The sequence below is a fragment of the Hymenobacter terrenus genome, assembly GCF_000972495.1.
Taxonomy (GTDB): domain Bacteria; phylum Bacteroidota; class Bacteroidia; order Cytophagales; family Hymenobacteraceae; genus Hymenobacter; species Hymenobacter terrenus.
In genome coordinates this window covers 1-25,757 of the sequence record NZ_LATM01000012.1, presented here as the reverse complement: position 1 = coordinate 25,757, position 25,757 = coordinate 1, and the positions used below count along the sequence as shown (strand labels likewise).

The 25,757-nt window shown below is 53.6% G+C and carries 22 protein-coding genes and 4 tRNA genes; 23 read left to right on the top strand and 3 right to left on the bottom strand.

All coding sequences use genetic code 11. The features are described 5' to 3' along the window. Nucleotides 1–19: 19 nt before the first annotated feature. The 3 genes from frr to WX88_RS15280 all read right to left on the bottom strand — a co-directional run bounded on the left by frr (nt 20) and on the right by WX88_RS15280 (nt 2,207). A complete protein-coding gene (frr, locus tag WX88_RS15290) occupies nt 20–583 on the bottom strand; it encodes a ribosome recycling factor (RefSeq protein ID WP_046245351.1) in 564 nt (187 codons plus the stop codon). An 88-nt stretch (nt 584–671) separates the two neighbouring features. Further along, nucleotides 672–1,469 carry a UMP kinase gene (pyrH, locus tag WX88_RS15285; RefSeq protein WP_082116060.1) on the bottom strand — a complete coding sequence of 266 codons (798 nt, stop codon included), beginning with the start codon at nt 1,467–1,469 and terminating at the stop codon, nt 672–674. 234 nt (nt 1,470–1,703) lie between these two features. Then, entirely contained in the window at nt 1,704–2,207 is a 504-nt protein-coding gene (locus tag WX88_RS15280; protein WP_046245270.1) for a biotin/lipoyl-containing protein, read from the bottom strand. A 97-nt stretch (nt 2,208–2,304) separates the two neighbouring features. Between WX88_RS15280 and WX88_RS15275 the strand changes: the two genes are divergently transcribed. From WX88_RS15275 to WX88_RS15160, 23 genes are all read left to right on the top strand, one after another. Further along, nucleotides 2,305–4,893 carry a M1 family metallopeptidase gene (locus tag WX88_RS15275; RefSeq protein ID WP_046245269.1) on the top strand — a complete coding sequence of 863 codons (2,589 nt, stop codon included), beginning with the start codon at nt 2,305–2,307 and terminating at the stop codon, nt 4,891–4,893. 172 nt (nt 4,894–5,065) lie between these two features. Beyond that, nucleotides 5,066–5,145: transfer RNA gene (locus tag WX88_RS15270), tRNA-Tyr, on the top strand. An 87-nt stretch (nt 5,146–5,232) separates the two neighbouring features. Continuing rightward, nucleotides 5,233–5,305 (top strand) — tRNA-Gly (locus WX88_RS15265). A 17-nt stretch (nt 5,306–5,322) separates the two neighbouring features. Then, nucleotides 5,323–5,394: transfer RNA gene (locus tag WX88_RS15260), tRNA-Thr, on the top strand. A gap of 167 nt (nt 5,395–5,561) precedes the next feature. Further along, nucleotides 5,562–6,752, top strand: a complete 1,191-nt coding sequence (gene tuf / locus WX88_RS15255) for an elongation factor Tu (protein ID WP_046245268.1) — start codon at nt 5,562–5,564, stop codon at nt 6,750–6,752. Nucleotides 6,753–6,900: 148 nt separating this feature from the next. After that, nucleotides 6,901–6,971: transfer RNA gene (locus tag WX88_RS15250), tRNA-Trp, on the top strand. Nucleotides 6,972–7,033: 62 nt separating this feature from the next. Continuing rightward, on the top strand, nt 7,034–7,228 hold the full coding sequence (gene secE / locus WX88_RS15245) for a preprotein translocase subunit SecE (protein ID WP_046245267.1): 195 nt from the start codon (nt 7,034–7,036) through the stop codon (nt 7,226–7,228). Between the two features lie 12 nt (nt 7,229–7,240). Beyond that, a complete protein-coding gene (gene nusG / locus WX88_RS15240) occupies nt 7,241–7,807 on the top strand; it encodes a transcription termination/antitermination protein NusG (RefSeq protein WP_046245266.1) in 567 nt (188 codons plus the stop codon). A gap of 206 nt (nt 7,808–8,013) precedes the next feature. Then, the gene (gene rplK, locus WX88_RS15235; RefSeq protein WP_046245265.1) at nt 8,014–8,457 is read left to right on the top strand and encodes a 50S ribosomal protein L11; all 444 of its coding nucleotides are present in this window, start codon (nt 8,014–8,016) and stop codon (nt 8,455–8,457) included. A 19-nt stretch (nt 8,458–8,476) separates the two neighbouring features. Further along, on the top strand, nt 8,477–9,175 hold the full coding sequence (gene rplA, locus WX88_RS15230; RefSeq protein WP_046245264.1) for a 50S ribosomal protein L1: 699 nt from the start codon (nt 8,477–8,479) through the stop codon (nt 9,173–9,175). Nucleotides 9,176–9,190: 15 nt separating this feature from the next. Next, nucleotides 9,191–9,739, top strand: a complete 549-nt coding sequence (rplJ, locus tag WX88_RS15225) for a 50S ribosomal protein L10 (protein WP_046245263.1) — start codon at nt 9,191–9,193, stop codon at nt 9,737–9,739. A gap of 68 nt (nt 9,740–9,807) precedes the next feature. Further along, on the top strand, nt 9,808–10,188 hold the full coding sequence (gene rplL, locus WX88_RS15220) for a 50S ribosomal protein L7/L12 (protein WP_046245262.1): 381 nt from the start codon (nt 9,808–9,810) through the stop codon (nt 10,186–10,188). Between the two features lie 276 nt (nt 10,189–10,464). Continuing rightward, the gene (gene rpoB / locus WX88_RS15215; protein ID WP_197076808.1) at nt 10,465–14,334 is read left to right on the top strand and encodes a DNA-directed RNA polymerase subunit beta; all 3,870 of its coding nucleotides are present in this window, start codon (nt 10,465–10,467) and stop codon (nt 14,332–14,334) included. A 392-nt stretch (nt 14,335–14,726) separates the two neighbouring features. Beyond that, nucleotides 14,727–19,079, top strand: a complete 4,353-nt coding sequence (gene rpoC, locus WX88_RS15210; RefSeq protein WP_046245260.1) for a DNA-directed RNA polymerase subunit beta' — start codon at nt 14,727–14,729, stop codon at nt 19,077–19,079. Between the two features lie 92 nt (nt 19,080–19,171). After that, nucleotides 19,172–19,681: a hypothetical protein gene (locus tag WX88_RS15205; RefSeq protein WP_046245259.1), complete on the top strand. Its 510-nt coding sequence runs from the start codon at nt 19,172–19,174 to the stop codon at nt 19,679–19,681. A gap of 47 nt (nt 19,682–19,728) precedes the next feature. Beyond that, nucleotides 19,729–20,052: a DUF3467 domain-containing protein gene (locus WX88_RS15200; protein ID WP_046245258.1), complete on the top strand. Its 324-nt coding sequence runs from the start codon at nt 19,729–19,731 to the stop codon at nt 20,050–20,052. A gap of 183 nt (nt 20,053–20,235) precedes the next feature. After that, complete coding sequence (gene rpsL, locus WX88_RS15195; protein WP_046245257.1) at nt 20,236–20,664, top strand: 30S ribosomal protein S12; 429 nt, start codon at nt 20,236–20,238, stop codon at nt 20,662–20,664. Between the two features lie 98 nt (nt 20,665–20,762). Beyond that, nucleotides 20,763–21,230, top strand: coding sequence for a 30S ribosomal protein S7 (rpsG, locus tag WX88_RS15190; protein WP_046245256.1), 468 nt, complete (start codon nt 20,763–20,765; stop codon nt 21,228–21,230). 102 nt (nt 21,231–21,332) lie between these two features. Then, nucleotides 21,333–23,471, top strand: coding sequence for an elongation factor G (fusA, locus tag WX88_RS15185; protein WP_046245255.1), 2,139 nt, complete (start codon nt 21,333–21,335; stop codon nt 23,469–23,471). A 37-nt stretch (nt 23,472–23,508) separates the two neighbouring features. Further along, nucleotides 23,509–23,814, top strand: coding sequence for a 30S ribosomal protein S10 (gene rpsJ, locus WX88_RS15180; RefSeq protein ID WP_035567915.1), 306 nt, complete (start codon nt 23,509–23,511; stop codon nt 23,812–23,814). A gap of 834 nt (nt 23,815–24,648) precedes the next feature. Beyond that, entirely contained in the window at nt 24,649–25,062 is a 414-nt protein-coding gene (locus WX88_RS15170; RefSeq protein ID WP_046245253.1) for an IS5 family transposase, read from the top strand. Beyond that, the gene (locus tag WX88_RS15165; RefSeq protein ID WP_046245252.1) at nt 25,002–25,394 is read left to right on the top strand and encodes an IS5 family transposase; all 393 of its coding nucleotides are present in this window, start codon (nt 25,002–25,004) and stop codon (nt 25,392–25,394) included. The genes WX88_RS15170 and WX88_RS15165 overlap by 61 nt, the downstream gene beginning before the upstream one ends. A 130-nt stretch (nt 25,395–25,524) precedes the next feature. Next, on the top strand, nt 25,525–25,757 hold a 233-nt coding region (locus WX88_RS15160), incomplete at its 3' end, for a transposase (RefSeq protein WP_231590720.1).

Below are 25,757 nucleotides of genomic sequence, written 5' to 3'. Positions count from 1 at the left end.
CACGTAGTACTAAACCGAATCAGATGGTCATAATCTCCGATTCCTTCTTGCTGAGCGTCTTTTCCACTTCGGCAATATAGGTATCAGTTGTTTTCTGCACCTTCTCTTCCGCTACTTTGATGGCGTCCTCCGATGCCCCTTCTTTCAGCAGCTTACGCAGGGCTTCGTTCACATCTTTGCGAATACCGCGCACCCGGACTTTACCAGCTTCCGATTCATTTTTGGCTTGCTTCACCAGTTCCCGCCGCCGCTCCTCGGTCATAGCCGGGATATTGAGACGCACCCCCTCCGCGTCGGATACCGGGTTCAGTCCCAAATCGCTATTCTTGATGGCCTTGGCTACTTCGCCAATCATGTTTTTTTCCCAAGGCTTGATGAGCAGCGAGCGGGCATCGGGCGCCGTGATGGTAGCCACTTGGCTCACCGGCGTGGGAGTGCCGTAATAGTCAACGCGCAGGCCATCGAGCATGGCCGGAGAAGCCTTGCCCGCCCGGATGCGGCTCATTTCCACATTCACGTGCGCCAGGGCTTTGCCCATCGATTCAGCGAGCTCATCGAGGTAAAACTGAATTTCTTCGTCCATCTTTTGGAGGTATTGAATTTTAAAGGTTGAATGCTGAATGTCCGTTGAGTCGAATTTAGAGAGTCCAAAACTCAACATTCAAAATTTCTTACGCTTGCTCGGGTTGGTTGCCTACTAGGGGCTGCAAAGGATTGAGGGTGGGGGCGACAATCGGCTTTTTGCCATCGTGAATTCCTGTGCCACTACTAACCAACGTGCCCATAGATTCCCCATTCAGCAAACGCTCCAAGTTGCCCGGGGTGTTCATATCAAATACGATTATGGGCAAATTATTCTCCTTGCAGAGCGTGAAGGCGGTCATATCCATCACGTTCAAATTCTTGTTTAACACCTCGTCAAAGGTGATTTCGGTATAGCGCGTGGCCGTGGGGTCCTTCTCTGGGTCGGCCGTATAGATGCCGTCCACGCGAGTGCCCTTCAGCACCACGTCAGCCTCTATCTCAATAGCTCGTAACGACGCCGCCGAATCGGTGGTGAAGTAAGGCGAACCGATACCGGCCCCAAAAATCACGACGCGGCCCTTCTCTAGGTGCCGCACTGCGCGCCGCCGAATATATGGCTCGCACACCCGCTGAATGGTGAGACCCGACAGCAGACGTGTACTCACTTCCAGTTTCTCCAAGGCGCTTTGCAGAGCCATTGAGTTGATGACCGTGGCGAGCATGCCCATGTAATCGCCCTGCACCCGGTCGAGACCAAAGGCTTCGGCTTCCACACCGCGGTAAATGTTACCGCCGCCAATCACGACAGCAACTTGTACACCGGTTGCGGCTACCGATTTAACTTCGGAGGCATACTGCATCAGCCGTTCGGCGTCGATGCCGTACTGCTGCTGGCCCATCAGCGCTTCGCCGCTGAGCTTGAGGAGGATACGGTTGTATTTCAAAATGTATAAGTTGTAAAAGTGTGTTTTCCTCGTCAAGCCTAGTTACTTGAGGCTGCGAATTAAGTCAGTTAGTTGTGCTGTTGCTGTTGTCGTTTATTGATATTTTCATTTACCCAGGCCTTGCGTAAAAACTCGTAGACCGATGACGTCCAATCAGCTTTCTATTCAGTTAAGCAAGCCGTCAGTTTATGGGTGCTCACCAGGAGTCATGCAAGAGCACAAACTAGTAAAGCATCACGAAAACTGCACTAGCATTTGGCCCTTCTGCACGTTGTCGCGCAAGTTCACATTGAGTTTGGTCACGGTGCCATCAGCCGGAGCTTTCAGAATATTCTCCATCTTCATAGCTTCCAATACCAGCAGTGGGTCGCCTTTTTGCACACTTTGCCCGGGTGTCACCCGAATATCAACGATGAGACCGGGCATGGGTGCCTTCAATTCGTTCACTTTGGTGGCGGCTGCGTTGCTCATTCCCAGGCGCTCAAGCAACAGGTCAAATCTGTCCTTAGCGCTTAGCTCTACACGCTGCCCGTTTATTTTTAACACAATGTTTTTAGTGGCGTATTCTACCGACACAACTTCCGCATTATATGAGCGACCTTCGTATAACACGTGGAACCGGCCTTCACCCAAATCCGCTATGTCCCAGGCAAAAGGCTGCCCATTGAGCGTAATAATGTCGGCGGCGCGGTAGTCAACTTCCCAAAGTTGAGCAGGGCCGGTGCTGATTTGAAGCATCTGAAGCGAATAGGATGGGAGGAAAGCGGGGGTTAAAGGTAGCCCAAATCTCAAATTAATTCAGAAATTGAGGCGTTTTTCGCCCGTCGTTGTTGGCATGAAGTATTTGGTTCCAGGCTTCACCAGCCTGCTCTTATTTGTTCACTTGCTGGCTGCGGCTCAATCGCAGCCCCGCGGCGCAGGTAAGCCCGCATCCAAACCTCCCGTTAATAAGAAGGCTGCTCCGGCCGCGGCTGCGGCTCCTGCAAGCACTGGTCTGGTGGTGCCTTCCTGGCTACCGGCAGAAGCGCCCATGCAACCTGCCGCCACCATCCTCACCGACGTGGTGGATACCAAGCTCGATGTGCGCTTTGACTATAAGAAGCAGCAATTGCTGGGAACAGCCATCCTTACACTACGCTCACACTTCTATCCGCAGACCGAAGTAGCGCTCGATGCTAAAGGCTTCGAAATCCAGAAAGTTGAGCTAGTCGGCGACAAGAAGAACAAGACTCTCAACTATAATTACAATCGGCGCAAGCTCGTTATTGCTCTCGACCACCCGTATCCGCGCACTACGCCTTACCAGGTTCGCATCACGTACGTAGCCAAGCCCAATGAATTGCCCCAGGGTGGCTCCGCGGCCATCACTTCCGACAAGGGACTATACTTTATCAATCCGCTAGGCACGGAAAAGAACAAGCCCCGTCAAATCTGGACGCAGGGCGAGACCGAAGCCAACTCCTGCTGGTTTCCAACCATTGACAAACCCAACCAGCGCATGACTCAGGAAATCAGCATGACGGTGGAAAAGCAGTTTAAAACGCTTTCCAATGGCTTGCTCATTTCCTCTAAAGCCAACCCCGACGGTACTCGTACCGATATCTGGAAACTCAGCGAACCCCACGCTCCCTACTTGGCCACAATGGTAGTCGGTGAGTTTACGGTCGTGAATGATTCCTGGCATGGCAAGCCCGTCGATTATTATGTGGAGCCCCAGTACGCCGCTACTGCCCGAGCCGTATTCGGCCACACGCCCGAGATGATGGATTTCTACTCCAAAAAGCTAGGAGTAGAATATCCATGGGAGAAGTATACCCAAGTTGCGGTGCGCGACTATGTGAGCGGTGCCATGGAAAATACCACCGCCACTACCCACGGGGCTACCATTCAAGCCACCCGGCAGGATTTGATAGATGCCAGTTACCAAACGGCTGAATCCACCATTGCCCACGAGCTATTCCATCATTGGTTTGGCGATTATGTAACCGGTGAATCGTGGGCCAATTTACCCTTGAATGAGGCATTCGCTGATTATTCGGAATACCTCTGGGCGGAGCACAAGTACGGCGATGATGAAGCCGGCCTTGTTCAGGAAACAAAAATCAATAACTACCTCGAAGAAGCTCAAGCCAAGCGCGAGCCCCTCATCCGATACCGTTATGCTAACCGAGAAGACATGTTCGACCGCCACTCCTACGACAAGGGTGGCCGTGTATTACACATGCTCCGAAAATATGTTGGCGACGAAGCCTTTTTCGCATCACTGAACCATTACCTTACCCAAAACAAACAAACAGCGGTCGAAATCTCAAAGCTGCGCACGGCTTTTGAGGAAACCACCGGCGAGGACTTAATGTGGTTCTTTAACCAGTGGTTTATGCAGCGCGGCCATCCCGAATTGCGCATTACTCATACCTATACCAGCGGCCAAATAGCTCTCCGCGTGCAACAGGTGCAGGACACCTTATTCCAACCCGTATTTCGTCTGCCCACCACCGTAGCCGTCTGGACCAATGGCAACCTACCCACCGAACACCGCATCACCGTCACCAAAGCCGACCAGACATTCTTACTACCGGCCAGCCAGAAGCCCAGTTTAGTAAAATTTGACAACGAAAACCAGCTGCTAGCCCAGTTTGATGAGGAACGCAGCCAAGAGGAATTGCTTTTCCAATTCCATCACGCCCGGGGGTATCGTCAAAAATCTGAAGTTCTGGAACTGTTGCAGAACAAAACTGCCGAGCTGGCCGTGAGCAGTCTCTTGCGCAGCGCTCTCAACGATAAGTTCTGGGCGCTCCGGCGCGCTGCGCTCGACCACCTCCGCCACTACCGCGGCCCCGAGCCCGAAGGCATGCGTAAGGACATTCAGCGTCTCGCTACCACCGACCCTAACCCCCGTGTCCGCGCCCAAGCCATTGCTACCCTAGGTACCCTCTCTGACGGTAACTATGGTCCAATCTACGGCAAGGCGGTTACCGATAGTTCTGCCTTAGTAGCGGCGGCGGCCATTGAAGTTCTTTCAAAAAGACCGGATGCCAATTCTCGTCAGCAAGTCGCAGCACTCGAAAACACCACGAGTGGTCCACTCATCTTGGCTTTGGCTAGTTTTTATTCCATCAATGGCGGGCTGGACCAATACCCATGGTTCCTGCGCCGCCTGCCCGACGTGGCGGAGGCTGACCTCTACGCCTTCTTTCAATCCTTTGGTAAACTCATGACCCATATACCGCCAGTGGAGCGCGACAAGGGGCTTAAAATGTTGGAAGACTACGCCCGCAATGCCACTCGGTACGAGGTGCGTTTAGGAGCATATCGGGGCTTAGCTATGCTCGTACCTACGATGCCAAATCTGAAGGCCGTGCTGCAGAACATCCGTGAAAAGGAAACAGACGACCGGCTTAGGGCTTTTTATAACCTTATGTAAAAGCGCATAAGGGTAGTTTTTTCAAAAAAGAGGAAGCTTTTTTTGCCTCATCGCTTGCCTGGTGTCAGAAAAGCCTTAATTTTGCGACTCCTTACGAAACACTACTGCCTCAGCAATGGTAAAAACGAAAGGGTTTCGCCTCTCGGCAATCGGCCGGAAAGCACCAAAAATTGGGGGTATCGCATAGCGGCAATTGCGGGTGACTGTAACTCACCTCCTTCGGGTTCATAGGTTCGAGTCCTGTTACCCCCACAATTTGAGTTATAAATTATGGGTTAGAAGTTATGAGTCTCCAATGAGAACTCATGATTGATGATTTTTAATTTATGACTCCATTCCGCGGGAGTAGCTCAGTTGGTAGAGCGGCAGCCTTCCAAGCTGCAGGTCGCGGGTTCGAACCTCGTCTCCCGCTCAAGTTGAATAGAATAAGCCGTTTTAGCTCAGTGGTAGAGCACTTCCTTGGTAAGGAAGAGGTCATGGGTTCAAATCCCATAAATGGCTCAGATTACAATTAAAGTCCAGCTTTCTGAATTATCAGAAAGCTGGCACGGTTCTCTCAGGCAAGCGACGCACAGTTTTCTATTACAGTAGGGGCTGAGTCTCGCTTTCTTGGTGTAGGGTCCGATTCTATCAAATTCACTTCACCACCTCTTTTTTTACTCTTTACAATGGCTAAAGAAAATTTCGACCGGTCTAAGCCGCACGTTAACATCGGTACCATCGGCCACGTCGACCACGGTAAAACGACTCTGACCGCGGCTATCACGATGGTGTTGGCCAACCAGGGCTTGGCCGAAAAGCGTGACTTCTCTTCGATTGACAATGCTCCCGAAGAAAAAGAGCGTGGTATCACCATCAACACCGCTCACGTTGAGTACTCTACCAAAAACCGTCACTATGCCCACGTTGACTGTCCCGGTCACGCCGACTATGTGAAGAACATGGTAACGGGTGCTGCCCAAATGGACGGCGCTATCCTCGTAGTAGCTGCTACCGACGGCCCGATGCCCCAGACCCGTGAGCACATCCTGCTCGCCCGTCAGGTAGGTGTACCTCAGCTGGTGGTGTTCATGAACAAAGTGGACATGGTGGATGACCCCGAGCTTCTCGAGCTGGTGGAAATGGAAATCCGCGAACTCCTCTCGTTCTACGACTTCGACGGCGACAATATTCCGGTTATCCAGGGTTCGGCCCTCGGCGGCCTGAATGGCGATGCCAACTGGGTTCCCAAAATCAACGAGCTGATGGACGCGGTTGACTCGTTCATTCCGATTCCCGCTCGTCTGACCGACCTGCCCTTTCTGATGCCTGTTGAGGACGTGTTCTCGATTACCGGCCGTGGCACCGTTGCCACTGGTCGTATCGAGCGCGGCATCATCAACTCGGGTGAGCAAGTTGACATCCTGGGCATGGGCGCTGCTGCCGGCCTGAAGTCGACGGTTACGGGTGTGGAAATGTTCCGCAAAATCCTTGACCGTGGCGAAGCTGGTGACAACGTAGGTCTGTTGCTCCGCGGTATTGAAAAAGAAGCCATCCGTCGCGGCATGGTTATCTGCAAGCCCGGCTCGGTAACTCCTCACCAGAAATTCAAGGCTGAAGTCTACGTTCTATCGAAAGAGGAAGGTGGTCGTCACACGCCATTCTTCAACAACTACCGTCCGCAGTTCTACCTGCGTACCACCGACGTTACTGGCATCATCTCCCTCCCCGAGGGCGTTGAAATGGTAATGCCCGGCGACAACATCACCATCACCGTTGAACTTATCAACAAGGTGGCAATGGAGAAAGGCCTCCGCTTCGCTATCCGTGAGGGTGGCCGTACGGTAGGTGCTGGTCAGGTAACGGAAGTTCTCGACTAAGCCCCGGCTTATTAGTAAAAAAAGCCGCTCTCGATACTTCGGGAGCGGCTTTTTTACGCTGAAACAGAAGTGGGTATTTGTTTTCTCTTCTGTTTCTCTTACCTTTGCACTCCCTTTAGCGAAATGCGCTCATCGGGAATGTTTACAAACGAGTGTAGTTCAAGGGTAGAATAGAGGTCTCCAAAACCTTTGATGGGAGTTCGAATCTCTCCACTCGTGCTATCTGGGCCAGTTGGTCCGCTCCATGTTATTTCAGCGGCGACGCTGTCTTTCTTATCACAATGGACAAACTGAGCAATTATTTCCGCGCCACCATCGAGGAAATGCGCTACAACGTAACGTGGCCTTCTACGACGGAACTCCAGAAGAGCGCCGGCCTTGTACTGATTGGTTCGCTCGTGTTTGCCGTCGTAGTAGGTATCATGGACGTAAGCTTTGAGTCGGTACTTAAAGCATTTTATAATTCTTTTCGCTAATCAAAGTCTAAGATGGGCGAATTGAAATGGTACGTGGTACGCTCTGTGAGCGGCCAGGAAAAGAAAGCCAAAAACTATCTCGAAACGGAGCTCGGTCGGCACAACCTAACCGAGCTTGTTCCGCAAGTATTGATTCCGGTAGAGAAGGTGTTTGAAATGCGCAACGGCAAGAAGCGCGTTCGTGAGCGGAACCTCTATCCGGGCTATATAATCATTCATGCCGACCTCGGCCATGGTGAAGTTGACCATATCATTACCAGTACGCCCGGCGTGATTGGTTTTCTTGGCGACAAAGACAAGAAGGACGCAACGAACAACAAACCTGTTCCGCTGCACATTTCAGAAGTGAACCGTATCCTTGGCATTGTAGATGAAGCCGAGCAGCAAGCTGATGCTACCCTCGATAAGCCCTATGTAGTGGGTGAACTTGTGAAAGTGGTTGATGGTCCATTCAATGGGTTCTCTGGCAACGTGGACGAGGTATTTGAAGAGCGCAAGAAGCTCAATGTAGTCGTGAAGATTTTCGGCCGTTCGCAGCCGGTAGAACTTAGCTACACTCAGGTAGAAAAAGAAGCATAGAACAACATCATGCCGAGCGTAACCAAGTCATCTCGCTCGCTGTACGCGAGATGACTTGGTTACGCTCGGCATGATGTTGTTGCTAATCATACTTAGAACAACCACGTCAGTTATTCACTCCGAACTGACGGGGCTTCCAAACAGGAGTTTATACAAACTGAGGTAAGTGCGAGTTACGACGCAGGAGCCGCAGCCAACACAATCAAATGGCCAAAGAAATCAGAGGTTATCTGCGTCTGCAGATAAAGGGAGGCGCCGCGAACCCTTCGCCGCCGGTAGGACCTGCACTTGGTAGCAAAGGCTTGAATATCATGGAGTTTTGCAAGCAGTTTAACGCTCGCACCCAAGATAAAGCCGGCCAAGTTTGTCCTGTACTCATCACCATGTACACTGACAAGTCATTCGACTTTGTAGTGAAGACGGCCCCGGCTCCGGTGCTGCTCATGGAAGCTGCCAAGTTGCAGAGCGGTTCGAAAGAGCCAAACCGCAACAAAGTGGGTTCCGTGACGTGGGACCAAGTGCGCACCATCGCCGAAACTAAAATGGTTGACCTGAACGCCTTCAAGGTGGAAGCAGCTATGAAGCAGGTGGCAGGTACGGCCCGCAGCATGGGTATTACCATCAAAGGCGACTCTCCTTTTGCTGAATAATTAAACGGAGAACGAACAGATGGCACAAGTAAGCAAAAAGCGCAAGGAAGCCCTTGCCAAACACGACCTGACGCAAGTGCGCAGCCTCGTGGAAGCCGCTAAAGTGGTAAAGGATATAACCTACACCAAGTTTGACGCTTCAGTAGATATCGACGTTCGCCTCGGCGTGGATCCTCGCAAAGCGGACCAAATGGTTCGTGGTGTGGCCACTCTGCCCCACGGCACCGGCAAAACCGTTCGTGTACTAGCTCTGGTTACTCCCGACAAGGAGGCCGAAGCCACTGCCGCCGGCGCTGACTTCGTGGGTCTGGACGACTACATCTCGAAAATCGAGAAAGGTTGGACTGACATTGATGTAATCATTACCATGCCGGCCGTAATGGCTAAGGTAGGTCGCCTGGGCCGTGTGCTCGGCCCCCGTGGTCTGATGCCGAACCCGAAGTCGGGCACCGTAACGACCGACGTAGCCAAGGCTGTGCAGGAAGTAAAAGCTGGTAAAATCGACTTCAAAGTTGACAAAACCGGCATCATTCACTGCTCGGTAGGTAAAGTATCGTTCGATGAGAAAATGCTGGCCGAAAACGCTCTGGAGGTAATCCAGACGTTAGGTCGTCTGAAGCCTTCTTCTTCGAAAGGTACTTACATTAAGAGCATCACGCTCAGCAGCACGATGTCGCCCGCCGTTCCGGTGGACAGCCAAGTAAATTCCGCTAGCTAATTAACCCAACCAAACATGACTCGGGAAGAAAAACAAGCCCTCGTGGATGAGTTGAGCGGAAAGATGCAATCGCACAACTCATTCTACATCGTCGATGCTTCGGTGATGACAGTAGCGAAAATCAACGACTTTCGTCGTCTGGCTTTCAACCGTGGCCTGGAATACAAGGTGTACAAAAACACCTTTATCCGAAAGGCGCTGGACACCCTCGGCCACGATACATCGGAGATGGATGCCGCGCTAAAAGGCCAATCGGGCGTGCTGTTCTCCACAGAGAGTGGCTCAGCCCCTGCCAAATTGTTGCGCGACTTTTACAAAGCCCAAGCTTACCCCCGCGGTGTTGAGCCTAAGCCCGTGCTGAAAGGTGCTTATGTTGATGCTAGCATCTACATTGGTGCAAACCAACTCGAAGGCTTGACCACCATCAAAGGCAAGCAGGAATTGCTCGGTGAGCTCATCGGCCTGCTCCAGTCACCCGCCAAGAATGTTATTTCTGCTCTCTCGAGCGGTGGCAACAAACTGGCTGGTATCCTCAAAACGCTTTCCGAAAAAGAGGCCGCCTAAGCGCCATTTCTCTTTTTCGACTTCAACAATAAATTTTTAACAACACATTTTTTTAACAATCTACAGAAATGGCAGATTTGAAAGCATTCGCTGAGCAGCTTGTAAACCTGACGGTGAAAGAAGTAAACGAATTGGCAGGCATCCTGAAAGACGAGTATGGCATCGAGCCTGCTGCTGCTGCTCCCGTAGTAGTTGCCGGTGGCGGTGGTGGTGCTGCCGAAGAGGCTCCTGAGGAGAAGACGTCTTTCGACGTTATCCTGAAGGCTGCTGGTGGCGCCAAGCTGGCTGTAGTGAAACTGGTGAAAGACCTGACTGGTCTGGGCCTGAAAGAGGCTAAAGAACTGGTTGACGGTGCTCCCAAGCCCCTGAAAGAAGGTGTAACTAAAGACGAGGCTGAGTCGCTGAAGAAGCAACTTGAAGAAGCTGGTGCTGAAGTAGAGGTTAAGTAGTTTCTGCTTCTGAAGCATCTCCGGACCCGCTTCAAATAAGGATTAGACCTGGCAACTTAGCCAGGTCTTTTCCTGTTTGTAGTGTGTCAAAAGCGCGAGCTTTCTAGTTCGCGCTTCTTTGCGTCAGCTAACGTTACTGTTTTTTAGTGCGTTAAGGAATACGAAGCTTGGCTTCGTAGTGCTGACCGGCCGCCACCCCGGTCTCCTTTATTACGCTTCTGTGTCCATCTTTTAATCCCCAACGCATTGGCTACACCGAAAGCAACGACGGCTGCCCTGAAGAAAACGGCCGCCGAGCGAATCAATTTCGCCAAGATTAAGAAGGTAATCGAGTACCCGGACTTCCTGGACGTGCAGGTTCGCTCGTTCCAGGAATTCTTCCAGTTGGAAACCGCTGCTGAGCGTCGTTCTAACGAGGGATTGTTCAAAGTGTTCGCCGAGAACTTCCCGATTTCGGACTCGCGCGAAAACTTCGTGCTCAACTTTATCGACTATCACGTCGACCCGCCGAAATATTCGGTTGACGAGTGCATCGACCGTGGTTTGACCTACTCGGTTCCGCTGAAGGCCAAGCTGCGTTTGATTTGTAATGATAAGGACAACGAGGACTTCGAAACGATTGAGCAGGAGGTGTTCCTCGGGAACATCCCTTACATGACAGTGAAGGGCTCGTTCGTTATTAACGGCGCCGAGCGTGTTATCGTATCGCAGCTGCACCGCTCGCCGGGCGTGTTCTTCGCCCAGAGCAAGCACACGAACGGCACCAAGCTGTATTCGGCCCGTATTATTCCGTTCAAAGGTTCGTGGATTGAATTTGCCACGGACGTGAACAACGTGATGTACGCGTACATCGACCGGAAGAAAAAATTCCCGGTGACGACGCTGCTTCGCGCCATCGGCTACGGCACTGATAAAGACATTCTCGACTTATTCGGGTTGTCGGAAGAGGTGAAGGCCGATAAGAAAAACCTCAAGAAAGTGGTGGGCCGCAAGCTAGCTGCCCGGGTGCTGCGCACCTGGACGGAAGACTTCGTGGATGAGGACACCGGCGAAGTGGTATCCATCGACCGCAACGAAGTGTTGCTAGAGCGTGATGCTACGATTGAGGACGCTGACATCGACGTGATTCTGGAGGCCGGCGCTAAGTCGGTAATCCTGCACCGTGAGAACGTGAACATTGCGGACTTCGCAATCATCTACAACACCCTGCAGAAGGACAACTCCAACTCGGAGAAGGAAGCCGTAGAGCAGATTTACCGTCAGCTCCGTAACACGGAGGCTCCTGACGAAGAAACCGCTCGTGACATCATCCAGAAGCTGTTTTTCTCGGACAAGCGCTACGACCTCGGCGAGGTGGGCCGCTACCGGATTAACAAGAAGCTGCAGATTGGCATGGAGCAGGAGTCGCGGGTACTAACCAATGAGGACATTGTTCTCATCGTGAAATACCTGATTGGTCTCATCAACTCCAAGGCCATTGTCGATGACATTGACCACTTGAGTAACCGTCGCGTGCGCACCGTGGGCGAGCAGCTTTACGCCCAATTTGGCGTAGGCCTGGCCCGTATGGCGCGTACTATTAAGGAGCGCATGAACGTGCGTGACAACGAGGATTTCAAACCGGTTGATTTGATTAACGCCCGCACTCTGTCGAGCGTCATCAACTCGTTCTTCGGTACGAACCAGCTGTCGCAGTTCATGGACCAAACCAACCCGCTGGCCGAGGTAACGCACAAGCGTCGCGTATCGGCACTCGGGCCGGGAGGTCTTTCGCGTGAGCGCGCTGGTTTTGAAGTACGTGACGTTCACTACACGCACTACGGTCGTCTTTGCACGATTGAAACGCCGGAAGGCCCGAACATCGGTCTGATTTCGTCATTGTGCGTGCACGCTCGCGTGAACTCGATGGGTTTCATCGAGACGCCTTACCGTGATGTGAAATCCGGCAAGGTGGACATGAGCGAGAACGTGAAGTTCTTGACTGCTGAGGAAGAGGATACGCACCACATCGCTCAGGCCAACTCGCTGCTCGATGACAACGGTAAGTTGACCCAAGAGCTGGTGAAAGGTCGTTTTGAAGGTGACTTCCCCGTGGTTAGCCCCGAGGAGTACTCCTACATGGACGTGGCCCCAAACCAGATTGTATCGGTAGCTGCTTCGCTGATTCCGTTCCTGGAGCACGATGACGCCAACCGTGCACTGATGGGCTCGAACATGCAACGTCAGGCTGTGCCGTTGCTTCGCCCCGAGGCTCCGATTGTGGGCACGGGTTTGGAAGGCCGCATTGCTACGGACTCGCGCACGCTGATTATGGCTGAAGGCGAGGGCGTGATTGACTACGTGGATGCCAACAAGATTGTCGTGAAGTACGACCTCTCGGAGGACGACATCATGGTGAGCTTCGATGCTGAGCGTATTACTTACGACCTCATCAAATTTCGTCGTACTAACCAGGACACCTGCCTCAACCTGACGCCACTCGTGAAGCGCGGCGAGCGGGTGACCAAAGGCCAAGCGCTCTGCGAAGGCTACGGCACTAACCAAGGCGAACTTGCTTTGGGCCGCAACATGCAGGTGGCGTTCATGCCGTGGCAGGGCTACAACTTCGAGGATGCCATCGTCATCTCGGAGCGCGTGGTGCGCGACGACATCTTTACCTCGATTCACATTGAGGAGTTCGAACTGGAAGTGCGCGAAACCAAGCGTGGCGAAGAAGAGCTGACTTCGGAGATTCCGAACGTAAGCGAAGAAGCCGTGCGTAATCTTGATGATAATGGTATCATCCGCCTTGGCGCTGAGGTTAAGGAAGGCGACATTCTGATTGGTAAAATCACGCCGAAAGGCGAGACGGACCCAACGCCAGAAGAGAAGCTGCTCCGCGCCATCTTCGGTGATAAGGCCGGCGATGTGAAGGATGCTTCGCTCAAGGCGCCGCCCTCCTTGAACGGGGTGGTTATTGGCACCAAGCTGTTTTCGCGTCCTAAGAAAGACAAAAACCTCCGGGCCAAGTCGAAGAAGGAAGTGGAAGACCTCAAGTCGACCTACGCGCAGGAATTGCGTGGCGTGAAGGCCGTCATGATTGACAAGCTGGTGCAATTGCTGGAAGGCAAAACGTCACAGGGCATCAAGCACCGCTTCGGTGAGGAGATGATTGCCAAGGGTGTGAAGTTCAACCGCAAGAACATCACCGAGGGCATGTTCCCGGAGAAGAACCCTTATAAGGACGAGAGCAACTATGCCGTTCCGGAAGAAGTGAACCTGTTCAAGGACCTGATTCTGGAAGGCTGGACGGCTGATGCCCGCGTGAATGGCCTGGTGTTGGAGTTGGTGCGTAACTACGCCAAGCGCCGCAACACCATCACCGCGAAATTCAAGCGTCAGCGCTTCACCTTGGAAGTGGGCGACGAACTGCCCGCCGGCATCGTGCAGTTAGCCAAAGTTTACATCGCCAAGAAGCGCAAGCTGAAGGTGGGTGATAAAATGGCTGGTCGCCACGGTAACAAGGGTGTGGTAGCCCGCATCGTGCGCGATGAGGACATGCCCTTCCTGCCCGACGGCACGCCGATGGACATCGTGCTGAACCCGCTGGGTGTGCCAAGCCGCATGAACATCGGTCAGATTTACGAAACCGTACTGGGCTGGGCTGGTCTGAAAATGGGGCGTACTTACTCGACTCCGATTTTCGACGGCGCTACCGAAGACGAAGTAGCTCGCGAACTGACCGAGGCTGGTTTGCCCGACTGGGGCCGTGCTTACCTGCATGATGGTTTGACGGGCGACCGTTTCGACCAGCCGGTGACCGTGGGCGTGATTTACATGCTCAAGCTGGGTCACTTGGTTGACGACAAGATGCACGCTCGTTCCATTGGGCCGTACTCGCTCATCACGCAGCAGCCGCTGGGTGGTAAGGCGCAGTTCGGTGGCCAGCGCTTCGGCGAGATGGAAGTGTGGGCATTGGAGGCCTTCGGTGCTTCCAACGTTCTCCAAGAAATCCTGACCGTGAAGTCGGACGACGTGGTGGGCCGCGCCAAAGCGTACGAAGCCATTGTAAAAGGCGACGTTCTGCCCAAGCCGAATATCCCCGAATCGTTCAACGTGTTGCTCCACGAATTGCGTGGTCTGGCACTCGAAATCACGATGGAATAGTGAGAAACGCTAGTTGCGGCTAGGGCGCAAGCCTCGGCCGCAACCGGCACGCTTGCTTTCTGGCAGACAAGAGGAGCGGCTAGTTGAGCCGCTCTGGTAGATGAAGACGAGAAAACGCTTCGGTGAAAGAGGAGCGGGGGCTGTTCCGAGATATGGTCAGTGCAGCGTTAAAACCCCAGCGAATCTTAATCGAAGGCCTTCTCAGCGGTCAGCTTTGCCGGATTGATTTAAAATTTTCGACCTTTTTAAAGTGCCTTTGCTCAACATACCTATCTGTTTCGCAAAGGCACTTTTCTAAGCGTCACACTGTTTGAAAAACTTGCGCCCTTCTGGCGAACGGCGTAAACTCAAGCAGCTCAAAGCCAAACAGCTACTAGCTTAACCCCAATCAAATGGCTTTCGCAAAAAACAAGAAAGTAGTTCAGGACTTCTCCAAAGTCACCATCTCGCTGGCCTCGCCCGAAGCAATTCTGGAGCGCAGCACCGGCGAAGTGGTGAAGCCTGAAACCATCAACTACCGCACCTACAAGCCCGAAATGGGTGGCTTGTTCTGCGAGCGGATTTTCGGTCCGGTGAAGGACTGGGAATGCCACTGCGGTAAGTACAAGCGCATCCGCTACAAGGGCATCATCTGCGACCGTTGCGGCGTGGAGGTGACCGAGAAGAAGGTGCGTCGTGAGCGCATGGGCCACATCGAACTGGTGGTGCCCGTTGCCCACATCTGGTACTTCAAATCGCTCCCCAACAAAATCGGCTACCTGCTAGGCCTGCCTACCAAGAAGCTCGACCAGATTATCTATTACGAGCGGTATGTCGTTGTTCAGCCCGGTTCGCTGGCTGAAGAAGGCGTGCAAGTGCTCGACTTCCTTACGGAAGATGAATACTTGGACATCATCGACAAACTCCCCCGTGAGAACCAGATGCTGCCCAACGAGGACCCCAACAAGTTCATCGCCCGCATGGGTGCCGATGCCCTCCACATGTTGTTGGAGCGCATTAACTTGGACGAGTTGAGCTACTCGCTGCGTGACTCCGCTGCCCACGAAACCTCGCAGCAGCGTAAGGCCGAAGCCCTGAAGCGTCTACGCGTAGTGGAAGCTTTCCGCGACGCCGCTACCCGCATTGAGAACAAGCCCGAGTGGATGGTTATCCGCATGGTGCCGGTGATTCCGCCGGAACTGCGCCCCCTCGTGCCGTTGGACGGTGGCCGTTTTGCCACTTCCGACTTGAACGACCTGTACCGTCGCGTTATCATCCGCAACAACCGCCTCAAGCGCCTGATTGAAATCAAAGCGCCCGAGGTGATTCTGCGCAACGAGAAGCGCATGCTGCAGGAAGCTGTGGACTCCCTGTTCGACAACTCGCGTAAGGTGAACGCCGTGCGCGCCGAAGGCAACCGCGCCCTGAAGTCGCTGTCCGATATGCTGAAAGGCAAGCAGGGCCGCTTCCGTCAGAACCTGCTCGGTAAGCGTGTCGACTACTCCGGTCGTTCGGTAATCGTGGTGGGTCCTGAGCTGAAACTGCACGAGTGCGGTCTGCCCAAGAACATGGCGGCCGAGCTGTTCAAGCCGTTCATCATCCGCAAGCTCATCGAGCGCGGCATTGTGAAGACGGTGAAGTCGGCTAAGAAGATTGTGGACCGCAAGGACGCTGTGGTATGGGACATCCTAGAAAACGTGCTGAAAGGTCACCCGGTGCTTCTCAACCGTGCTCCTACGCTGCACCGCTTGGGCATCCAGGCGTTCCAGCCGCGCCTCATCGAAGGCAAGGCTATCCAGCTGCACCCGCTCGTTTGTACGGCTTTCAACGCTGACTTTGACGGTGACCAGATGGCTGTGCACGTACCCCTCGGTCCGGCCGCTATCCTGGAAGCCTCGATGCTCATGCTGGCCTCGCATAACATCCTGAACCCCGCTAACGGCGCGCCCATCGCGGTACCGTCGCAGGACATGGTTCTGGGTCTGTACTACGTAACCAAAGGCAAGCGCAGCACCGAAAACGAGACGATTCAGGGCGAAGGCCGTGTGTTCTACTCGGACGAAGAGGTTGTAATTGCCATCAATGAAGGTCAGCTCTCGAAGCACGCCTACATTAAAGTGCGTACCAAAGTGCGCGACGAAAACGACGACTTGGTGACCAAGGTGGTTGAGACCGTAGCCGGTCGGGTGCTGTTCAACCAGCTCGTACCTGCTGAAGTGGGTTTCGTTGACGAGCTGCTGACCAAGAAGAAGCTCCAGCAAATCATTTCGCTGGTGTTCAAGCGCACGGGCATGGCCCGCACCGCGCAATTCCTTGATGACATCAAGACCCTCGGCTTCCAGTCGGCCTACAAAGGCGGTCTGAGCATGGGTCTCGGCGACATCAACATCCCCAAAGAGAAGGACGAACTGGTGCTGCAAGCCCAGAACGACGTGAAGGCCGTAACCCAGAACTACCAGATGGGTCTGATTACGGACAACGAGCGTTACAACCAGGTTATCGACATCTGGACGCGCATTAACAACCAGATTACGGAAACGTTGATGGGCCGTCTGGAGAAGGAAAACCAGGGCTTCAACTCCATCTACATGATGATGCACTCGGGAGCTCGTGGCTCGCGCGAGCAGATTCGTCAGTTGGGCGGGATGCGTGGCCTAATGGCCAAGCCCCAGAAGTCGCTGCAAGGCTCGATTGGCGAGATTATCGAAAACCCGATTTTGTCGAACTTCAAAGAAGGCCTCGACGTAATCGAGTACTTCATCTCGACCCACGGCGCTCGTAAAGGTCTGGCCGACACGGCTCTGAAGACGGCTGACGCCGGCTACCTGACCCGTCGTTTGGTGGACGTTTCGCAAGACGTAATCGTGAACGAGCAAGACTGCGGTACACTGCGCGGCATCGAGACCTTCGCGTTGAAAGACAACGAGGACATCGTAGAGCCGTTGTCGGAGCGTATCCTCGGCCGTGTAACCGTTCACGACATCGTGGACCCCAACACCAACGAGGTACTCCTGGCTTCCGGCTCGGAAATCAAGGAAGACACCACGCGTCGCATCGACATTGCCGGTATTGAGTCGGTGGAAATTCGCTCGGTGCTGACTTGCGAAAGCAAGCGCGGCATCTGCGCCAAGTGTTACGGCCGCAACCTGGCTTCGGGCCGCATGGTGCAGCGTGGCGAGGCCGTGGGTGTTATCGCCGCCCAGTCGATTGGTGAGCCCGGCACGCAGCTGACCCTGCGTACCTTCCACGTAGGGGGTACGGCTTCTAACATCGCCGTTGAGTCGAGCATCAAAGCCAAATTCGCCGGTGTGGTTGAATTCGAAGACGTTCGTACCGTGGCTACCACCACGCCGGAAGGCGTGAAGGGCGCCGTGGTAATGGGCCGCTCGGGCGAAATCCGCATCGTGGAGAAAGGCACCGGCCGCGTCTTCACTTCCAACCACGTTCCTTACGGCTCTTTCATGCTGGTAGAGGAAGGCCAGGAAGTGGAAAAAGGCACGGAGCTGAACACCTGGGACCCTTACAACGCCGTTATTCTGGCCGAGTTTGATGGTACCGTGCAGTTCGACGCCATCACCGAGGGCATTACCTACCGCGAGGAGTCCGACGAACAAACCGGTCACCGCGAGAAAGTGATTATCGAATCGAAGGCCAAGGACCAGAACCCGTCCATCATTGTGCGCCCCGGCAAAAAAGGCGATGTGGAAGGCCAGAAGGCTTACAGCATCCCAGTGGGCTCGCACTTGAACGTGGAGAACAACGACAAAATCTCGGCCGGTCACATCTTGGCCAAGATTCCGCGCTCCGTGGGCAAAACCCGCGACATCACCGGTGGTCTGCCGCGTGTGACCGAGCTTTTCGAAGCCCGGAACCCGTCGAACCCGGCCGTGGTATCGGAAATCGATGGCGTGGTAACCTACGGCACCGTGAAGCGTGGCAACCGTGAAATCTTCGTGGAGTCGAAAGACGGCGTCAAGAAGAAGTACATGGTGCCGCTGTCGAAGCACATTCTGGTGCAGGACAACGACTTCATCCGCGCCGGCATGCCGCTGTCGGATGGCGCCATCACGCCTTCGGACATCCTGAGTATTCAGGGCCCCGGCGCCGTGCAGGAATACCTCGTGAATGAGATTCAGGAAGTGTACCGCTTGCAGGGTGTGAAAATCAACGACAAGCACATTGAGGTGGTAGTCCGCCAGATGATGCAGAAAGTCGTGATTCTGGATGCCGGTGACACGTCGTTCCTCGAGAACCAGGTGATTGATAAAATCATCTTCATGGCCGAGAACGACATGATTATCGACATGAAAGTCGTGACCGAAGCCGGTGACTCGACCAACCTGAAGCCCGGTCAGATTGTGACGGCTCGTCGTCTCCGCGACGAGAACAGCAGCCTGAAGCGCCGCGACCTTGCCCTCGTGCAAGTGCGCGATGCCCAGCCCGCCGTGTCGCGCCCAACGCTGCAAGGCATCACGCAGGCGTCGTTGGGTACGCAGTCGTTCATCTCGGCCGCTTCCTTCCAGGAGACGACCAAGGTGCTGAGCGAAGCCGCCATCCGCGGCAAGGCCGACCAACTGTTGGGCCTGAAGGAGAACGTAATCGTCGGTCACCTCATCCCGGCCGGTACTGGCTTGCGCGAGTACACGCGTCAGGTAGTAGGCTCGAAAGAGGAAATGGAGGCTGCCCAAGCTGCCCAGACTGCTGCCGAAGCCGTTCCTGCCAAGCGCCCCAGCCGTGCTGGCAAGCGCGAAGTGTCGGCTGAGTAAGCTGGCCTTCTAAGGCAATAAGAAGCCGACTGGTGCAAACCGGTCGGCTTTTTTGTTTCTGTACTTTAGGAGTAGATATTAAAAACCAAAAGATGACAAACCCATATACCAATGTCCAAGTAGTATTCTTGCCTTCGGGCTTTCAGGAATTTAATAAAAGAAAATTGCTTAGAGCATTAACGAAATGCCCGACTGGCCTTTTTGACGTTCAGCAAGCGGCAGACTACTTGTTAAGTACATATAGATTAGCCAATAACTGGCAGAGTCAGTATTATTCTCTAAACAGAGATGAAGAGGACGCAATTGCCGAGCTAGGATTGTTAAAAATGTTAATACCTTTTTCATTCGATGAATATCCAGCAAGCCACCTGTTACTAGAGGATGAGAAGCAATACATGTTTCAGTTATACTTATTCATCAATATGTTATATTATCGAATCAAAGATGTAAATGCTTTAAGTGACTTTCGCAGCTTCTTGCATGAGAATTCCGGTTTGGACGGGTTTTCTGTAGTCACTAAGAGCTATTACAAAGTCACTCATTCATCCACAAATCCACTTAGCACCCCCGATGCTAATAGTCAAGCAGACCAAACAACGTAGGTTTGTCTGATGGCAAGCCCTATGGCACCCTGAAAAACTGAGAATCTATGCAACCAACCGACCAAAACCCGGACCCCAACGCCATCAACATCGAGCTTTCCGAAGCCATGGCCGAGGGCGAATATGCCAACCTCGCCATGATTGCGCATAGCAACAGCGAGTTCGTAATTGACTTCATCCGCATGATGCCCGGCCTGCCCAAGGCCAAGGTGAAGGCGCGCATCGTCGTCACGCCCGAGCACGCCAAGCGCCTCCTGCAAGCCCTCACCGAGAACATCGAGCGGTTTGAAGCCGCCTTCGGCACCATCAAGATGCAGAGCGAAGCCCCCAGCTATCCGATGAACTTCGGCGGCGCGGTAGGGGAAGCGTAAGCTGAACCAGATGCTCTAGCTGCGAAAGCGCCTCCATTTTTCAGTGGAGGCGCTTTTGATTTTGGACAAAAACCTAAAAGCTAAAAATTAACATCCTCAGTCTGTTTGCTATTGCGGCGGAATACTCTTACCTTTGCAAGCCAAATTTTAGGGGCAAACGGCTCCAAACCAACCATTCGCTAAATGCCAACCATTAACCAACTCGTACGGAAAGGCCGTGAGGCTTTGACTACCAAGTCGAAGTCGCCCGCTCTTGATTCGTGCCCGCAGCGTCGGGGCGTGTGCACCCGTGTGTACACCACCACGCCTAAGAAGCCGAACTCGGCTATGCGCAAAGTGGCCCGTGTGCGCCTTACCAACGGTAAGGAAGTAAACGCATACATCCCCGGTGAAGGCCACAACCTCCAGGAACACAGCATCGTGCTGATTCGTGGTGGCCGGGTTAAAGACTTGCCAGGCGTTCGCTACCACATCATCCGTGGCGCCCTGGACACCGCCGGTGTAAGCGGCCGGACCCAGCGTCGTTCGAAGTACGGTGCTAAGCGTCCGAAGCCAGGCCAACCCGCCGCAACGGGCAAAGGAGGCAAACCAGCACCCGGTAAAAAGAAGTAAATGATTTAGTTGTTGGTTGTTAGTTGTCAGTGGTTAGGTCGTTCAATCGACTGATTAGCTGACAACTGACAGCAAACAACTGACAACTATACCATATCATGAGAAAGTCAAAACCGAAGAAGCGCATCTTGCTGCCGGACCCTAAGTACAAGGAGACGCTGGTAACCCGTTTCGTGAACTACATGATGTACGACGGCAAGAAAAACCTGGCGTACACCATCTTCTATGACGCTTGCGACCTCGTGGAGCAGCGCACCAAGGAGAACGGCCTCGAAATGTGGCGCAAAGCGTTGAACAACGTGATGCCCACCGTGGAAGTGAAGAGCCGCCGCGTAGGTGGTGCCACCTTCCAGGTTCCGATTGAAGTGCGCGCCGACCGCCGCATTTCAGTGGGTGCCAAGTGGATGATTCAGTACGCTCGTCGTCGTGGTGAGAAAACCATGAAGGACAAGCTGGCTGGCGAAATCATTGCTGCCGCCAAAGGTGAAGGTGCTGCCGTTAAGAAAAAGGACGACACCCACCGTATGGCTGAGGCCAACAAGGCCTTCTCGCACTTCCGATTCTAATTCAAGTGCGAATGAGTGAATGAGTGAATGAGTGATTTAACCTTAACGGAACCTAATCACTGATTCACTCATTCGCTTATTCACTAACTCACTTATCGCAAAATGGCCGTTAATAAAGAACTACAATACCTCCGCAACATCGGGATTATGGCGCACATTGACGCCGGTAAGACCACGACTTCGGAGCGTATTCTGTACTACACGGGTAAAACCCACAAAATTGGGGAAGTGCACGACGGTGCCGCCACGATGGACTGGATGGAGCAGGAACAGGAGCGCGGCATCACGATTACCTCGGCTGCCACGACTACTTTCTGGAACTATCCTACCGACATCAAGGGTGACCCAATTGCTGATACTAAGCAATACAAAATCAACCTGATTGATACCCCCGGCCACGTTGACTTCACCGTGGAAGTAGAACGTTCGCTGCGTGTGCTTGACGGTGCTGTGGCTCTGTTCTGCGCCGTGTCCGGTGTTGAGCCACAGTCGGAAACCGTATGGCGCCAGGCTGACAAGTACAAAGTGCCCCGCATTTGCTTCGTCAACAAGATGGACCGTGCCGGTGCCGACTTCTTCAAAGCCGTAACCGAAATCAGAGAGAAACTGGGCGCAAACCCGGTTCCGCTGCAAATTCCGATTGGCGCTGAAGACACGTTCAAAGGTGCTGTGGACTTGCTGACTGGCAAAGCCATTGTGTGGGATGATGCCACCGAAGGCAAGTCGTACAGCGAAATCCCCGTTCCCGAGGATTTGGTGGAAACCGTTGCTGAATGGCGTCAGAAACTCGTCGAGAGCGTGGCCGAGTATGACGATGCGTTGTTGGAGAAGTTCTTTGATAATCCCGACTCTATCACTCGTGAGGAAATGATGGTGGTAATCCGCAAAGCGGTTATCGACATGAAATTTTCGCCCGTGTTGTGCGGTTCGGCCTTTAAGAACAAAGGTGTGCAAACCATGTTGGACGCCGTTATGGCCTTCCTGCCTTCGCCCCTTGACATGCCCGCTATCATCGGTACCAACCCCGAGAGCGGCGCTGAAATGGAGCGTCACCCTGACAACGATGAGCCTTTCACCGCGCTGGCGTTCAAAATTGCTACTGACCCGTTCGTAGGTCGCCTCTGCTTCTTCCGCTGCTACAGCGGTGTGCTAGAGTCGGGCTCGTACGTGCTCAACAACCGCACCGGTAAGAAGGAGCGTATCTCGCGCCTCATGCAGATGCACTCCAACAAGCAGAACCCGATTGACCGCATCCAAGCGGGCGACATCGCGGCCGGTGTTGGTTTCAAAGACATCAAAACCGGTGACACGCTGACCGACGAGAAGAACCCAATTGTTCTTGAGTCGATGAGCTTCCCTGAGCCGGTAATTGGTTACGCTATCGAGCCGAAGACGCAGGCCGACGTCGACAAAATGGGTATGGCCATTGCCAAGCTCATTGAGGAAGACCCCACCCTGAAAGTAAACACTGACCCCGAAACCGGCCAGACCGTGTTGCGCGGTATGGGTGAGCTTCACTTGGAAATCATCATCGATCGCATGCGTCGTGAATTCAAAGTGGAAATCAACCAGGGTGCTCCTCAGGTTGCCTACAAGGAAATCCTCACGAAAAAGGTTGAGCACCGCGAAACCTACAAGAAGCAGACCGGTGGCCGCGGTAAATTCGGCGACATCGTGTTCGAACTCGGCCCGAAAGAGACTGAGCCCGAAAAGCCTGGCTTCGAGTTCGACAACGCCATCGTTGGTGGTGTTATCCCTCGCGAATTCATTCAGCCGATTCAGAAAGGATTCGAAGAAGCAATGCGTCAAGGTCCGTTGGCCGGTTTCCCGGTTGAGGGAATGAAAGTGCGTCTGTTCCACGGTTCGTACCACGATGTTGACTCGGACGCCCTGTCGTTCGAACTCGCTGCCCGTGGTGGTTTCCGCGAAGCTGCTCGCAAGGCTGGCCCGAAATTGCTCGAACCCATCATGGCGGTCGAAGTGGTTTGCCCAGACGAATACACGGGTCCCGTAACCGGTGACTTGAACCGTCGTCGTGGTCTGATGAAAGGCATGGACACCAAAGGCGGTGCCCAGGTTATTAAGGCCGACGTTCCGTTGTCGGAACTGTTCGGCTACGTAACTGCTCTGCGTACGATTTCGTCGGGTCGTGCTTCGGCATCGCTCACGTTCTCACACTATGAGCAAGTTCCCAGCAACTTGGCTGACGCCATTGTTGCTAAAACCAAAGGAGGTAAATAACACCGGTCACTAATTGGTCAATCGGACCAAAACCATAATGAATCAGAAAATCCGCATTAAGCTGAAGTCCTACGATCACAACCTCGTAGACAAATCGGCCGAGAAAATCGTGAAAGCAGTGAAGGCCACCGGTGCCATCGTGAGCGGTCCGATTCCTTTGCCCACCCAAAAAGAGAAGTTCACCGTGTTGCGCTCGCCCCACGTGAACAAGAAGAGCCGGGAGCAATTCCAGCTTTGCACCTACAAACGCCTCGTAGACATCTTCTCGACTTCGTCGAAGACCGTAGATGCTCTGATGAAGCTGGAATTGCCCAGCGGCGTGGATGTAGAAATCAAAGTCTGAGTATTCGATTCAGTCTTAATTGAGAAAAGCCCCACTGCACAAGATGCGGTGGGGCTTTTTCATAGTTATTACTGTGCTTCTCTGAGTCTAAGTAACTATGTTTAATCAAATACGTCGCAATCGGTTTATTAAAAAATGAGATGTCAAACGTATTGATGATAGCTGTACAGAATTACTGTGAAATATGAAAATAAAATCTCTTGCCCAGTAGCATTTAGTTATTTATGCTCTACTATTTGTGCTACTAGTGTTTCTCAATCCTCGAGCTGGCTTGGTGAGCAATGTTGATTGTTGTATGAGGGGGGGAAGGGTATTAAAATAAATATTTAGGTATTTTTTATTTAACAAAAATACCTAAATATTTATTTTATTTCATTATTCGATATTCCTGCGTAGTGAACTGATGGGAAGCATTGAGAATTTGGTGTACTACTAGCATCTCGTCAAACTATTCGTTCTGCCGTTTGACTTTGCCGGAGCCTTGTTAGCTGCGTGGATTTTTGCTCCTAGCAACCGCAATCAACGTTTCATTGCTTCATTGGTACTGCTAGTTAACTTGGCATTTGTATATAATACAGCGGTGTGGGAGCAGGTCGACAGTATATTTAGCTGCTTGGTCTTTGGAGCGGTAGTGCTGGCACTGCGGCAACGAGCATCCATTAGTATGATGGTTTATTTGATGGTCCTGAATACCAAGATACAAGCTATCATTTTCCTGCAACCTATGCTATTATTATGAGTTCCGTTATAGTTGCGTATACCACGGGCGCTACTAACAGGTGTGGTTAGCACTATCCTAGAGTGTGTGGACAGCATGAGTCGTAGTTTTGCGCCATGCGTCGTCATGAATTAACGGAACGCGAATGGCAGTTGGTCGAGCCGCACACCTTGGGTCGTCTGGACACGGGGCGCGACAACCGCCTGTTCGTCAACGCGGTGCTCTACCGCGTGCGGACGGGCGTGGCCTGGCGCGACTTGGCTGAGCGGTTTGGCGCATGGAACACAGTGGCGTGGCGTTTCCGCCGCTGGGCGCAGGCCGGCGTATGGCAGGCCTTGTTCGAGGCTGTGCAGGAACCGGACTACGCTTGGGTGCTGGTCGATTCGACCATAGCCAAGGCGCACAAAGCCGCCGCTGGGCAAAAAAAAGCACGGCAGCCGCCGAAGCCTTCGGCCGCTCGCGCGGCGGCTTGTCCACCACAGTGCATGCCGTGGTGGACGCGCTGGGCAACTGCCTGCACCTGGTCTTGACGCCGGGCGAAGCAGCGGACAGCGCCCAACTGTCCGTCTTGCTCGCGGTCTTGCCCGCGCAACCCGGCGCGGTGGTCGCCGACAAAGCCTACGACACCAACCACGTGCTGGACATGCTGGCGCAACACGCGGTACAAGCCGTCATCCCACCCAAAGCCAACCGGTTCGACCAGCGAGATGATGATGAAAACCTTTGCGCTGACCGCAACAAAGTCGAACGGTTTTTCGGCCGCCTCAAAGAGGCGCGCGGCTTTGCCACCCGCTACGAAAAAACGGCTACCTCCTTTTTAGCGGTGGCCCACCTGCTCGCCGCCCTTGATTGGATGCGCTAGATGTTCACACACGCTAGAGCCTATTATGGACTTGTAGGCGAACTTAGCGGGCATGGAAGTCCCGCGCCATGCTTATCCGAGCGACGTGACCGACGAGGAATGGGCGTTTCTACTGCCGTAGTTGCTCTTGGTGCGCGAAGATGCCGGCCAGCGGCAGCACCCGTTGCGGGAGCTGTTTAACGCCTTGCGCTACGTGGTGCGCACGGGCTGCACCTGGCGCTACTTGCCCCACGAGTTGCCGCCCTGGGCCGCGTGCTACCAGCAGTGGGCCCGCTGGCGCGACGCCCGCGTCTTCGAAGCCCTGACCCTGCGCCAGCTCCTGCGCCTGAACAGCGAGCGCCCGGCCGCTCCGAGCGCCGTGAT